Source organism: Zhongshania aliphaticivorans (assembly GCF_001586255.1).
In the GTDB taxonomy this organism is placed as follows: Bacteria; Pseudomonadota; Gammaproteobacteria; order Pseudomonadales; family Spongiibacteraceae; genus Spongiibacter; species Spongiibacter aliphaticivorans.
The window spans coordinates 1,857,791-1,871,223 of sequence record NZ_CP014544.1 but is presented as its reverse complement, the minus strand read 5'-3'; the positions used below and the strand labels follow the sequence as shown (position 1 = coordinate 1,871,223).

Here is a 13,433-nt window from a genome sequence, read left to right as displayed (position 1 = left end):
GAACATGGACTTATCCGCGCTTTCCGCCGTCTCCCCCGTTGATGGCCGTTACGGCAGTAAAACCGCGCCACTGCGCCCCGTATTTAGTGAGTTTGGTCTAATCAAATACCGCTTAATCGTTGAAGTGCGGTGGCTCCAGGCCCTAGCGGCAAACCCTGGTGTGGTAGAGGTTCCCGCACTCAGCGAAGCAGCCAATGCCGCCTTAGAAGCCTTAATTAGCGGCTTTAATGAAAGCGGCGCGCAAAAAGTAAAAGACATCGAAGCCACCACCAACCACGATGTCAAAGCTATTGAATATTTTATTAAAGAAGCGATCAGCAGCAATGCCGAACTGGCTGCAATCTCTGAATTTGTGCACTTTGCCTGCACCTCAGAAGACATCAACAACCTATCCCACGCTTTGATGCTGCGTGAAGGCCGCGAGATTCTGCTCGCTGACGCCGACGCGATCATCAATAAGCTCGCCGAGCAGGCCCGCGAATTTGCCGCTGTGCCCATGCTCGCCCGCACCCACGGCCAAACCGCCAGCCCTACGACCATGGGCAAAGAGTTCGCCAATGTGGTTGCTCGCCTGCGCCGCCAGCGCGATGCCATCGCCGATGTGGTGCTACTAGGCAAAATCAATGGCGCGGTCGGTAACTACAATGCCCACCTATCTGCCTACCCCGATATTGATTGGGAAGCCCATGCCGATGCATTTATTAGCAAGCTTGGCATCACCTGGAATCGTTACACTACCCAGATCGAGCCTCACGATTACATCGCCGAGTTATTCGACGCTATTGCGCGCTTTAACACTATTTTGATCGACCTTGATCGCGATATTTGGGGCTATATCTCCCTGGGTTACTTCAAACAGCGCACAATTGCAGGCGAAGTGGGCTCCTCCACCATGCCTCATAAAGTGAACCCCATCGACTTCGAGAACTCCGAAGGCAATTTAGGCCTAGCCAATGCGGTGCTAAACCACTTAGCCGCGAAGCTACCAATTTCACGTTGGCAGCGGGACCTTACCGACTCCACCGTACTGCGTAATATGGGCGTCGGCATTGCCTATAGCACCATGGCGTATGCCGCCACGATGAAAGGTTTGAGCAAGCTGCAAATCAACGAGGCGCGTATCGCCGCCGACCTCGACGACAGCTGGGAAGTGCTCGCTGAGCCAATTCAAACGGTTATGCGCCGCTATGCCGTCGCAGAGCCCTATGAGAAGCTTAAAGCCCTTACTCGCGGCCAGCGTATTACCGCCGAGATTCTCAAAGAGTTTGTTGAAACCCTTGAGATTCCAGAGTCCGCTAAAGCCGAATTGCGCGAGCTGACACCGGCGAAATACATCGGCAATGCCGTCGCCCAAGCACTGCGGATCTGATCGCCATGGCGCTGCAAGGATTTGATGCCCAGCATTTTCTGGATACCGCCTGGCAGCGCAAAGCAGTCTTAATCAAGGCCGCCCTGCCCGGGTTTGAATGCCCCTTAGACGGCAATGACCTCGCGGGCCTCGCCTGCGAAGAAGACGTCGATAGTCGTATTATTATTGAAGCTAAAGACGGCTGGGAATTGCGCAACGGGCCTTTTCAAGAAGCCGATTTCGCCACCCTGCCAACATCTCACTGGACTTTATTAGTTCAGGGCGTAGACCAATACCTGCCGGAATTAGCCGATTTAATGGCGAAGTTTCGCTTCCTGCCCCGCTGGCGTACTGAAGATATTATGGTCAGCTACGCCACCGATGGCGGCAATGTTGGCCCCCATTACGACCAATACGATGTTTTTCTCGTTCAGGGCAGTGGCCAGCGCCGCTGGAAAATTGGCAGTCATTGCGGGCCAGACACCCCGCTGCACAACCACCCCCAGCTTAAACTGCTACAGCACTTTGAGACCGAACAAGAGTTTCTGCTCGAAGCGGGTGATATTCTCTATGTGCCGCCCGGCGTCGCCCACTGGGGCGTGGCCGAAGGCGACGATTGCATGACGCTGTCGGTGGGTTTTAGAGCGCCATCAGAAGCCGCACTGCTTGGGGATTTCAGTGATGAAATTGCCAGTCGCAGCGATGAGTCCAAGCGCTATCAAGACCCTCAGCTTAGCGCTGCCGCCAATCCTGGTGAAATATCCCCTGCCGTTCACGCGCAATTAAAAGCTGTATTGCTTAAACAACTCGACAATGACGCCCTGCTCGCGCGCTGGTTTGGCGAAATGATGACCCGGGTGCCGGATCAGAGTGAATTTCGCGACGACAGCCTCAGCCGCGACGACTTTGCAGAGCTGCGCGCCCAAGGTATAGACCTTCACCTGCGCCTAGGCGCCCGTTTGGCCTTCGATGAACAGCACCTCTTCGCCGACGGTGTGGCCTTTGCCTACCCACCTCAGGATCGCGACGATGTGCGAGCGCTGTGTCAGATCGAAAGCGGCAAATCGATAGGTAATTTCCGCAGTTTTAGCGAAGAAATGCTGTACGCCTTGTATTGCAATGCTACGCTCTACTTTGATGACGACACTTACGATAGCTAAAGCCGATTGGGCACACCACGCCGGACTTCTCTCTGAAATCCGCCACCGCGTATTTGTCGACGAACAAGGTGTCCCAGAAGCGCTTGAACTCGACGAATTTGACTCCCTAGCCAGCCACTGGCTCGCCCGCATAGAAGATAAAGTCATTGGCACGGCCAGAATGTTAGACGGTGGCGCTATCGGCCGCATGGCGGTGCTTAAGCCCTATCGTGGCAAAGGCGTTGGCAAAGCACTCATCAACGCTATTATCAAGGAAGCGAAAACGCGCCAGTATCCGGCGGTAGAACTTGGCGCCCAAACTCACGCCATCGCCTTTTACGAAACCGCAGGCTTCCGGGTTAAAGGCCCGCGTTTTATGGACGCAGGTATTGCCCATCAACACATGTATCTACAACTAACATCGGACGCGCCACTGGGCTTTAACGTTGACCCTGGCCTGCGCGCCAATCCAGCGCAAGGCGTACTCGAACTGTGCAAAAATGGCCGCTGGGAACTGCGTATTTTCAGTCATAGCCTCGAGCCAGCGCTGTTTGCAAATGCCGAGTTTATTCGCTGTATTTATGAATTTGCCCACCGCCATCAAGACAGCAAGGTGTTCCTCATGATTTGCGAGGAGCGCCCGCTACGGGAGACTCATCATCCGCTGGTTGAACTAAGCAGGCAGTATCGACATATTTTGCAATTGCGCACTCTTAGCATCGACTATACCGTGAATGCCGATGAGTATTTTGTTGTGAGTGACGAAGATCACCTCATCACTTATCCCCATCAAAGCGAAATAGCACAGATTTTATCCTCAGATGACGAAGCCATTGCACGTCAGTATCGTATGAAGTTTGACCAGCTATGGCGCCACGCGGCAGAACCGCGCTCACTAAAGCCTTTTTATTGATTAAGCCTCACTCGGCGAGCATGACACCCACTTCATTGTCTCTGTCCGCCAAGGTATAGCAGCGCAGGTTGCGGCAGGGTTCTTCACTTGCCGCCAGCAATTCGCCGCTGCGAATATCAAAGCGATAGCCATGTTGGGGGCAAACCAGTTCACCGCCTTCAACGTCCGAGCTGCGCAAAGGGTATTCACGGTGGGGACATTGGCTTTCAATGAGATAGCGCTGCCCGTCGATTTGCAGCAGCATGAGGTGATGGCTGTCTATTTTAAAGACCTTACGATAACCATCATAAAGATTGATCAATTTTTCGAGGCTGTAATATCGCATTGCAAGGCTACTGATTGATTTTCATCAGCTTAACCCATACCAAGGCCGCACGAAAAGCCTCCTTGACAGCCAGCGCAGCGCGGGCCCAGACTTTATGTAGCTCCTTTCATCCTACTCGCGAATAAAGAGATGAACATGGTGAGATTAAGATTGAACTTCCCCCGGCCGCACAACAGCGCACCCGCCTTATTATTCGCGCTACTGGCGCTATCAGCCTGCGGCGGTAGCGGCAGCGCCAATAGCCCTCCGAATACGACAACCTCAGATGACGAGGGCTTACTGCGTAGCATTGTCAGTAATGAGGAGTTCGTCAGTCAATTTCGCGCGGCATATATTCGTCCAGCGTCCAGTAATAAACAGCAAAATAGCACCATGCAGCCCGTTGCTGCCGAGGCAGGCGGCGCTACAGATAGCGGTGGCAGCTACAGCACCACCTATACCCTTGAGTCCGATGTAGACGAATTTGATGTATTAAAGTATGACGGCGACCATCTTTACATCGCGCCAACATTACAAGCCCGCTGCTGTTTTATAGCCCAGAGTGCAACTACCGCCGAAGCCAGCAGCTTTGCCCCGCCCTCGCCAGATCAATCAGGCGGCATTCGCATACTAAGCACCAAGCCAGATACGGCCAGCGCGGTAGCGGTGGCCACTATTCCCCTGCAAGAAGATGAATACGTGCAGGGCTTGTATATTAGCGGTCCGCAACTGATCAGTATTGGCAGCACCCAATATTACGGCCCCTATGGCCGCCAATGGCTGGGGATTGCCAGTTGGCTACAGCAGAATTTAAGTATTAAAATTTACGACACCACAACCATTACCGCGCCCGAGCTAAAGTGGGATATTGGTATTGAAGGCGGCTTAGTGGACAGTCGCCGTATTGGCGACACCCTCTATATCATCAGCCGCCACAGCCCCCAATTCGAGAATATTTACTACTACCCGAGCAATCAAAACGAGGCGGACGCCAATGCTCAGAAATTGGCGGCAATTCAACCGCAAGACCTGATTCCTGTGTTGACGGTTAATGGCGAATCCAGGCCGCTGTTTACGCCACAAAACTGTCTACTTAGCCGCGACGATCAAGACCAGACCTACGCATACCCCGTTTATACTAGTGTTACCGCAATCCCCCTCACCTCACCTGGCGCGGCAGAGTCGGTGTGCTTCAACGAAGAAAGCAGTGGTATTTATGTTTCTCAAGAAGCCCTTTACCTCAGCCAATATCGTTATAGCGACAAAGGTGAGAGCACCCGCATTCATAAATTCAAGCTCACTCTCGGCAGGCCCGAATACCGTGGCTCCGCCGACATTGCTGGTCAATTGTGGGGGCCGGGACAAAGCGATTTTAGAATGTCTGAGCGCAATGGCCTGCTCCGCATCGTTACCACGGTATTCACCCATGACAACGAGGATCTTCGCGACCACCAGCTCAGTATATTAGGTGAAGCCTCCCAGTCTAAGACCTTGGAGCTTGTGGCTAGCCTGCCAAATACTCGGCGTCCTCAAGAAATTGGCAAAGCCAATGAGGCCCTCTATGGCGTTCGTTTTATCGACGAGCGCGCCTACGTCGTTACCTTTGAACAAATCGATCCGCTATACGTGATTGATCTCAGCAATCCGGCAGATCCCTATATTGCCGGTGAACTAGAGATTCCCGGCGTCTCAGATTTTCTCCACCCGGTCAGCAAGGACTTATTATTAGGACTCGGCCGCGGCGGGCCTCAACAACAAAGTATAAAGTTGAGCCTATTTAATATCGCCGACATCACCCAGCCCCAAGAACTTAATAGTGTGCTGCTAGGCGTTGACGGGGGCTGGAACTACTCCGAAGCCCAGTACAACCGGCACGCATTCACCTATTTGCCGAGCAATACTGGCCCCGACCGCCTGGCCGTCCCAGTGCAATCCAATTATCAAAAACCAGACAACAGCTATAGCAGCGAAAATCGCCTATATCTCTTAGAAATCAATGCTAAAAGCATGCCTAGCGCCGCGAGTGTCGACCTCGTTGGCAGCATCATTGCCAGCCCAGCGCCCAATGCGGCTTGGTACGGCGGCCAAAACAGATCCGTTCTAGACGGCAACGCAGTCTATTTCTTGTCAGGAGACGCGATATGGAGCGGCATATGGGGTGATCCTACAATACAATCTGGCCCCTACTGACGGCAGCAAAAAGCCATAACAAGCCATTGGCGCTATCACTGCGACGCCCCCAACACACGCCACTCCTCGCGGCGGTTACATTAGATTAACTAACTCGATGTTTTCGCATCTCACATTTGCTATTATTCCTAGCGCCAACATTAAAACACTAACAATAATCCCTAGGCCATCCACTTTAAAATGTCGGAATTACGTTGAACCTACGAAGACTGAGCTACGGCATTGGCGTCGCATTTGCGCTGGCCATTGGTATTTCTGCGGGCGCCCAATATCGGGAATTGCAGCACGCCCGAGCGCAGCTCAAAGTATTACAACCCAGTGAAATTGATATCGGCTTCAGCCAGTCGATGAGTTTCCATCACCGCCAAGCTATCGCCATCGCGCAACTATTATTAGACGGCCGCCCAACGGGCTTGGCCCCATTGGCGCAGTCAATTGCGAGCAGCCAAATACTCGAACTGGGCGAAATACAAGGTTGGCTTCGGCTCTGGAATCAAACACTTTTGCCGCCAACACAAGAAATGACCTGGATGCTACTTGGCAACGAGCCTCTAGACGAGCAACTCAATCAATACTTAATTGCCTGCGGGCAATCGGCTGCTGGCATGCCGGGAATAGCGAGCAGTGAAGAACTTATGCAGTTGCGGCGCTTAGACGGCCGGGCAAGAGACGCGCTATTTTTGCGTTTAATGCTAAATCATCACCAGGGCGGCATACCCATGGCGCAATTTGCAGCATCGCAAGCCAAACTGGCGGTCGTTCGCAAAATCGCGGCACAAATGACCCTAGACCAATCGCAAGAAATTCACCAGATACAAACACTGCTTGCCGCGATTTCTGCGCCGGCAGGGGACTAAACCGGCCACAATTTCGCCACCATTAATTCGCTAAGTACGATGGGGATCTTAATCATGAAACGCAATATTTATATAAGTCTAATGCTCATTGCTGCCGGCGGACTCCTAGCCTGTAATTCAAACAATGGCTCATCACCCACTCAAGCACAGCTCGTCGACGAGCCGAGTACGCCTCGCGCCGAATGCGGCCCTGGCTCACGCCCCGAAACTGGCATGCAGGGCCGCGTGTCCCAAGCCGACCATGACGCAGGCCTCGCCGAACTTGGCTTTAGCTGTAACACAGAACTAGCGGGATCGTATTTTACCGCCAATGCAGTCGGCACCGTTGGCGGTTTTAAGGTCGAGCGCTATGTCGACAAAACCGGCCGCGAATGCGCTTATTACGACAGTACCCTGCTATTCCCAAGTAATTTGCTTGATATGAATGCTGGCGTAAACGTGCTGGACATGAGCGACCCAACGAAGCCTCTCATGACCGCGCGCTTGGTAACACCGGCAATGCTTTCCCCACACGAATCTGTGGTGGTATCTCAGCAGGCGGGTATTCTGGCAGCGGTTATGGGCAACCCCGCCTTTTACCCAGGTATAGTCGATGTTTATGACGTGTCGGAAGACTGCCGCAATCCAGTCTTAAAATCATCTGCCCCTCTTGGCGTGCTAGGCCATGAAAGCGGCATAACACCTGACGGCAAGACCTTTTATTCATCATCACCAGGAACGCCGACCCTGACGGCAGTGGATATTTCGGACCCAGCGCTCCCCAAACATTTATGGACCGGCAACTACACTTCTCACGGTCTGTCGCTCAGTGATGACGGCAACCGCGCCTATCTCGCATCGGGCAATGGCTTCGGGGTATTAATTTTAGATGTCTCAGAAATTCAAGCACGCAAAGCCAGCCCCCAAGTGTACGAAATTGCGCAGATCTCCTGGGACAATCAAACCATTCCCCAAAATGCCATGCCCTTTACCCGTGATGGCAAAGCCTATCTGCTGGAAATTGACGAATACTCAAGCAACGAGCCCGGCAACAACGCCTCAGTCACCTCCCACGGTAAATTTGTCGGCGCAGGCCGTATTATTGATATAAGCGATGAGACTCAGCCGCGGGTCGTATCTGACCTGCGCTTAGCGGTACACGAGCCTGAAAATAGAGATGCCATTGCCAACGATCCCGGCGCCTTTAACCCCACCGGTGGTTATGCTGGGCACTATTGTTCAGTACCAAGCCGGGTCAACCCCGACATCGCCGCCTGCAGCATGATCCTTTCTGGCCTACGGGTATTTGATATTCGCAATCCAGAAAAGCCAAAAGAAATTGCGTACTACAATGCCCCGGTTCAACCTCGAGTCCTCACCGTACCCGCGCCAGCCAGTAACTGGGCCATGTCCCGCCCCGCTTTTGTCCCGGAGCGCAAAGAAATTTGGTATACCGATGGCTATAGCGGCTTCTATGCCGTTCGTGTCACAAATGGCGTGTGGTAAGCCAAAGCAAGGAGAAAGCACCGTTCAACAGGAGAGCGGTGCTCGGGACAGCTGAGCACAGCAAATTTTCCCTAAAAAAATCAATGTAAAAGCCATATCAGTGTTTACAATGGTGCCCCACGATGTCGACGCCTCGGTAAGCATTTTACCCAGCGGAAGAATTGCCTAAATTTCGAGCGGTTTGTCACTGCAATTTCGGCTTTAACTCCTGTACTCGACCCCCCCAATAAAACCCCACACACTGTGTACCGACAGCGAGAGAATCATGGGCAATATTAAAAAAAGCTTGGCAGATTTGGCGGAGTATCTCGACGCCGAACTCGTGGGCGATGCAAACCATATCATTTCCGGCATAGCGGATTTACAAACGGCAAACAGCGCCGAGCTATCGTTTATCAATCAAGAGTCCTACGCCCAACATCTTGCCCAGTGCAAATCTGGCGCCGTCATTTTAAGCAGCGACTTTGCCGACAAATACAGCGGTAATAAACTCATCGTTAGCAACACCTACCTAGCGTACGCAAAAGTGTCAGCCCTGTTCGAATCACTGTCTGTGCTAGCTTCAGGTGTACACCCCACAGCAGTGATCGCGGCCAGCGCCAAGATTGACGCCAGTGCGATGATTGGCGCGAATTGCGTGATTGGTGAAAATGCCATCATTAGCGCAGGCGCTAAACTCTATCCCGGCGTCGTTGTCGGTGATCGCGCCAGCATTGGTGACAATACGTTGATTCATCCAAACGCCGTCGTTTACCACGGCGTCACACTAGGCAAAAATTGCATTATTCACAGTGGCACCGTTATCGGCTCAGATGGGTTTGGCTTTGCACCAATGCGCGGCGGCTGGCAAAAAATTCACCAACTCGGCGCCGTTGTCATCGGCGACAATGTCGAAATTGGCTCAAATTGCTCAATAGACCGTGGCGCACTCGGCGACACCGTCATTGGCGATAACGTCATCATCGACAACCTCGTTCACATCGCCCACAACGTTAAAATCGGTAAAGGCTCCGCCATAGCAGGCTGTGTCGGCATCGCCGGTAGCGCGATCCTTGGCGAAGGCTGTACAGTAGCGGGCGCCGTGGCCATCAATGGTCATATTACAATTGCCAGTAACACCCATTTCCACGGCGGCACCATTGTCACCAAGGGCAATACCGAGCCTGGGGTTTTTGCTTCGGCACCACCCCAGCAAGATGTTAAAAAATGGCGCAGAAACTCCGTGCGCTACACCCAGCTCGACGATATGTCAGGCCGGATTCGCCAGTTAGAAAAGCAATTGCAGGCCCTAATGGCCCAAAATCAAACTGACGAGCACTAAAATCCACATAATTTCACCTAAATAATTTAGACAAACTCATTTATAGGGGCAAACCCGCTCAATATCCTGTATATTAGCGCCCTATTTTCAACCCAGCTTACAGAGAGCGCCATGACTGATTTATCCCTTTACAGAAATATTGGTATTTTCGCCCACGTCGATGCCGGTAAAACCACCACCACCGAGCGTATCCTTAAGCTGACGGGTAAAATTCATAAATTGGGTGAGGTTCACGAAGGTGAATCAACTACCGACTTTATGGAACAGGAAGCTGAGCGCGGTATTACCATTCAGTCCGCGGCGGTAAGCTGCTTCTGGAAAGGCCACCGCTTCAACGTTATCGACACACCGGGACACGTTGACTTCACCGTAGAAGTTTATCGCTCACTGAAAGTCCTCGACGGCGGTATCGGCGTATTCTGCGGTTCTGGCGGTGTTGAGCCCCAGTCTGAGACCAACTGGCGCTACGCGAACGACTCTAAAGTATCGCGCCTGATTTTCGTTAACAAGCTCGACCGTATCGGCGCTGACTTTATTCGCGTTACCGATCAAGTTAAGAAAGTTTTGGGTGCCACCCCGCTCATCATGACCCTGCCTATTGGCCGTGAAGATCAGTTCTCTGGCGTTGTTGACCTGCTGAGCCGTAAAGCCTACGTATGGGACGAAACTGGACAACCCGAAAACTACGACGTGGTTGATGTGCCAGCCGATATGGTTGACGACGTTGAGATGTACCGCGAGCAGCTGATTGAATCTGCACTCGAAGTAGATGACGACCTGTTAATGGCCTACATGGAAGGTGAAATGCCTTCAGACGAAGACGTTAAGCGCTGTATCCGTAAGGGCACGCTGGAACTGGCGTTCTTCCCAACCTACTGTGGTTCTGCTTTCAAAAACAAAGGCATGCAGTTATTACTTGACGCGGTTGTTGAATACTTGCCAACACCAACTGAAGTTAATCCACAGCCGTTAACTGACGAAGAAGGTAATCCAAACGGCAAGTACGCAATCGTTTCTGCCGACGAGCCCTTCCGCGCGCTTGCGTTCAAAATCATGGATGACCGTTTTGGCGCCCTGACTTTCGTACGTATCTACTCTGGTAAGTTGAACAAGGGTGATACCATCCTTAACGCCTTTACTGGCAAATCAGAGCGCGTTGGCCGCATGGTTGAAATGCAAGCTGATGAGCGCAACGAATTGAGCAGCGCACAAGCCGGTGACATCATCGCGATCGTGGGCATGAAGAACGTGCAAACTGGTCACACCCTGTGTGATCCCAAGCACCCATGTACCCTTGAAGCCATGGTATTCCCAGAGCCTGTTATCTCGATCTCTGTTACGCCAAAAGACAAAGGCTCAACTGAGAAAATGGGTATTGCGATCGGTAAAATGGTTGCAGAAGATCCTACATTCCGCGTTGAGACTGATGTCGACTCAGGTGAAACCATCCTTAAAGGTATGGGCGAATTGCACCTCGACATTAAAGTCGACATCCTTAAGCGTACTTACGGCGTTGACTTAACTGTAGGCCAGCCACAGGTTGCCTACCGCGAAACCATCACCAAAGAAATCGAAGACAGCTACACCCACAAGAAGCAGTCTGGTGGTTCTGGTCAGTACGGTAAGATCGACTACATCGTTAAGCCTGGCGAAGCCAACACTGGCTTTACCTTCACCTCTAAAGTTGTCGGCGGTAACGTTCCTAAGGAATTCTTCCCCGCAATCGAGAAAGGCTTCCGCTCGATGATGGTTGTTGGCCCTCTGGCTGGCTTCCCCGTACTCGACGTTGAAGTAACACTGGTAGACGGTGGTTTCCACGCAGTTGACTCCTCGGCAATCGCGTTTGAAATCGCGGCAAAAGGCGCATTCCGCCAGTCTATGCCCAAAGCCGGCCCACAGCTCCTTGAGCCAGTGATGAAGGTAGACGTTTACAGCCCAGAAGATCACGTTGGTGATGTTATCGGTGACCTTAACCGTCGTCGCGGCATGATCTCTGGTCAAGAAGCTAACGTCTCTGGTGTACGTATTAAAGCCGATGTACCGCTTTCCGAAATGTTTGGCTACATCAGCACCCTGCGTACCATGACCTCTGGTCGCGGTCAGTTCTCAATGGAATTCTCTCACTACGCTGCTTGCCCAGCTAACGTAGCTGAAGCAGTTATTGCCAAAGAGAAAGAAAAGAAAGCCGCTGCTGCTAAATAATTTAAGCCTGCAGTAAAAAAGCCCTGCCAGTGCAAACTGGCAGGGCTTTTTAATAAGCGGCGCTTTTTATTTCATTGCTAAGTACATCACAATGCCACATCACGTAGCTGCAACGTAGGCTGGGCTCAGCGACCTTTGAATACCGCCTGACGCCGCTCTTTAAACGAGGCTACGCCTTCCGCGGCATCCTCACTTTGCATTAGCGGCACCTCTCGAGCAACTAGGGCTGCGCACTCATCAAGACCATTCAATAAATAATTGCGCGACGAGTCGAGACTGGCCTGGACCGCCAGTGGCGCTTGAGCAGCAATATTTTCTGCCAGCGACAAGGCGGTATCAAACACCTTATCGTCATCTACTACTTCCTGCACCATACCTATTCTAAGCGCGGTTTCGGCATCAAATTCATCACCGGTAAGCAAGTAGCGCTGAGCATTGGCGTAGCCAAATTCTTGAACCATTCTAACGGTGGCGCCGCCGCAGGCCATAATTCCTCGCCTAACTTCAATCTGCCCAAAGCGAGTTCCTCGCCCGCAAATTCGCACCTCGGCACCCAGGGCAAGCTCAATCCCAATGGTGTAACAAATACCGTGTATTGCCATGACAATCGGTTTACGGCAGCGATGCTCGGGGCGTAACCCAAGGGGGTCGCACTCATCTGCGGGAATCGCTGGCCATTCGCCCGACGAAAAAACATCAGTCCATTCTGGCAAATCTAAACCGGCGGTGAAATGCTTGCCATTTGCGTACACAAGGCCGCAATGCAAATTACTGCTCGACTCGAGAAGCTTGTAGGCGCGCGCGACCTCATGCCAAGTATCATGATCAAAGGCGTTGTATTTCTCTGGCCGATTAAGACCGATCAAAAGCACTTGACCGCGCTCTTCTATAATTACTTTGCTCATGGGCCTTATTCCATCTCTGTGAATAATTTATATGGCGAGTAGATTGAAAATACTCAATTTCAAAGATAGTAGCGCGATTGCCATAAAATGCCATCACGACAAAATAAACTGCACCTGATACTCAAACTCGGCCAAAATCGCATCACCCTCAGCAGATGATTCCCGCGACACATCGAGCAAATCTGGAATTAGGCTCAAACCTAGAGAAACAATTGCCGCTACGGCAGCGCGTTTTTCTGGCAAGCTAAACCGCTCAAAGAGCCCGCGCTCATGAAAATCGCTGGCCATCTCTTCAACGATTTGTCGCACCTCATTGCGAATGGCGCCGCGAATTAAGGCCGAACTGCCTGCCCGCTCCCGCGCAATGAGAATAAACAAGGCCTCGTTGCCCCGAATATAAGTAAAGGCCGCCTGTACTGACGCGGTGACAACGGCCGCCTCTGTGTCAGCATCACGCACCCCTTTTAACAAAGCTCTTAACGTACTGCCGACGTCGCTTACCAACGCCAGACCAAGTTCTTCCATGGACGCAAAATGCCCATAAAATGCTGGCGGACTGAGGCCGCAAGCCTTGGTGATTCTGCGCAAGCTTATTCCCGCCAAACCGCTCTGGTCTTCTGCGAGGAGTTCTAGAGCTGCATTCATTAATTTCTCTCGATTTCCTTTGCGGCTCTGCTTCGGTTTGACTGCGCTCATACCTTCCCCGTCTGCATGATATTTACTCAACACTAAATCTCGGCCGACATTATGTGTGAAACAGTGACGCAAG

11 protein-coding genes are annotated in these 13,433 nt (G+C 52.1%); 8 read left to right on the top strand and 3 right to left on the bottom strand.

Translation table 11 applies throughout. From position 1 onward, the window contains the following. Window positions 1-4: 4 nt before the first annotated feature. From purB to AZF00_RS19150, 3 genes are read left to right on the top strand one after another with little or no spacing between them, the layout of a single operon-like run. Window positions 5-1,369 carry an adenylosuccinate lyase gene (purB, locus tag AZF00_RS08285; RefSeq protein ID WP_008247820.1) on the top strand — a complete coding sequence of 455 codons (1,365 nt, stop codon included), beginning with the start codon at window positions 5-7 and terminating at the stop codon, window positions 1,367-1,369. 5 nt (window positions 1,370-1,374) lie between these two features. Next, on the top strand, window positions 1,375-2,508 hold the full coding sequence (locus AZF00_RS08280) for a cupin domain-containing protein (protein ID WP_008247816.1): 1,134 nt from the start codon (window positions 1,375-1,377) through the stop codon (window positions 2,506-2,508). Continuing rightward, complete coding sequence (locus tag AZF00_RS19150; RefSeq protein ID WP_008247815.1) at window positions 2,486-3,400, top strand: GNAT family N-acetyltransferase; 915 nt, start codon at window positions 2,486-2,488, stop codon at window positions 3,398-3,400. The genes AZF00_RS08280 and AZF00_RS19150 overlap by 23 nt, the downstream gene beginning before the upstream one ends. A 7-nt stretch (window positions 3,401-3,407) precedes the next feature. Here the strand turns inward: AZF00_RS19150 and AZF00_RS08270 are convergent, their stop codons facing one another. Then, a complete protein-coding gene (locus AZF00_RS08270) occupies window positions 3,408-3,725 on the bottom strand; it encodes a Rieske (2Fe-2S) protein (RefSeq protein WP_008247813.1) in 318 nt (105 codons plus the stop codon). Between the two features lie 135 nt (window positions 3,726-3,860). On the opposite strand from AZF00_RS08270, the gene AZF00_RS08265 reads away from it, so the two are divergent. From AZF00_RS08265 to fusA, 5 genes are all read left to right on the top strand, one after another. Next, window positions 3,861-5,894: a beta-propeller domain-containing protein gene (locus tag AZF00_RS08265; protein WP_008247811.1), complete on the top strand. Its 2,034-nt coding sequence runs from the start codon at window positions 3,861-3,863 to the stop codon at window positions 5,892-5,894. A 194-nt stretch (window positions 5,895-6,088) separates the two neighbouring features. Continuing rightward, window positions 6,089-6,751 (top strand): DUF305 domain-containing protein, encoded by a 663-nt coding sequence (locus tag AZF00_RS08260; protein WP_008247809.1) that lies wholly within the window; start codon window positions 6,089-6,091, stop codon window positions 6,749-6,751. Window positions 6,752-6,805: 54 nt separating this feature from the next. Further along, window positions 6,806-8,236, top strand: coding sequence for an LVIVD repeat-containing protein (locus AZF00_RS08255; protein ID WP_008247807.1), 1,431 nt, complete (start codon window positions 6,806-6,808; stop codon window positions 8,234-8,236). Window positions 8,237-8,501: 265 nt separating this feature from the next. After that, window positions 8,502-9,557 (top strand): UDP-3-O-(3-hydroxymyristoyl)glucosamine N-acyltransferase, encoded by a 1,056-nt coding sequence (gene lpxD, locus AZF00_RS08250; protein WP_008247798.1) that lies wholly within the window; start codon window positions 8,502-8,504, stop codon window positions 9,555-9,557. 111 nt (window positions 9,558-9,668) lie between these two features. Further along, window positions 9,669-11,759 (top strand): elongation factor G, encoded by a 2,091-nt coding sequence (fusA, locus tag AZF00_RS08245; protein WP_008247797.1) that lies wholly within the window; start codon window positions 9,669-9,671, stop codon window positions 11,757-11,759. Window positions 11,760-11,884: 125 nt separating this feature from the next. On the opposite strand, the gene AZF00_RS08240 is transcribed toward fusA, so the two are convergent. Further along, window positions 11,885-12,664: a crotonase/enoyl-CoA hydratase family protein gene (locus AZF00_RS08240; RefSeq protein ID WP_008247795.1), complete on the bottom strand. Its 780-nt coding sequence runs from the start codon at window positions 12,662-12,664 to the stop codon at window positions 11,885-11,887. A 93-nt stretch (window positions 12,665-12,757) separates the two neighbouring features. Further along, window positions 12,758-13,360: a TetR family transcriptional regulator gene (locus tag AZF00_RS08235; protein ID WP_008247793.1), complete on the bottom strand. Its 603-nt coding sequence runs from the start codon at window positions 13,358-13,360 to the stop codon at window positions 12,758-12,760. Window positions 13,361-13,433: the final 73 nt, after the last annotated feature.

Excerpts from the sequence above, each read along its gene's own strand:
- purB (WP_008247820.1), top strand. The coding sequence starts at position 5 with ATGGACTTATCCGCGCTTTCCGCCGTCTCCCCCGTTGATGGCCGTTAC.
- AZF00_RS08280 (WP_008247816.1), top strand. The coding sequence starts at position 1,375 with ATGGCGCTGCAAGGATTTGATGCCCAGCATTTTCTGGATACCGCCTGG.
- AZF00_RS19150 (WP_008247815.1), top strand. The coding sequence starts at position 2,486 with ATGACGACACTTACGATAGCTAAAGCCGATTGGGCACACCACGCCGGA.
- AZF00_RS08270 (WP_008247813.1), bottom strand. The coding sequence starts at position 3,725 with ATGCGATATTACAGCCTCGAAAAATTGATCAATCTTTATGATGGTTAT.
- AZF00_RS08265 (WP_008247811.1), top strand. The coding sequence starts at position 3,861 with ATGGTGAGATTAAGATTGAACTTCCCCCGGCCGCACAACAGCGCACCC.
- AZF00_RS08255 (WP_008247807.1), top strand. The coding sequence starts at position 6,806 with ATGAAACGCAATATTTATATAAGTCTAATGCTCATTGCTGCCGGCGGA.
- lpxD (WP_008247798.1), top strand. The coding sequence starts at position 8,502 with ATGGGCAATATTAAAAAAAGCTTGGCAGATTTGGCGGAGTATCTCGAC.
- fusA (WP_008247797.1), top strand. The coding sequence starts at position 9,669 with ATGACTGATTTATCCCTTTACAGAAATATTGGTATTTTCGCCCACGTC.
- AZF00_RS08240 (WP_008247795.1), bottom strand. The coding sequence starts at position 12,664 with ATGAGCAAAGTAATTATAGAAGAGCGCGGTCAAGTGCTTTTGATCGGT.
- AZF00_RS08235 (WP_008247793.1), bottom strand. The coding sequence starts at position 13,360 with ATGAGCGCAGTCAAACCGAAGCAGAGCCGCAAAGGAAATCGAGAGAAA.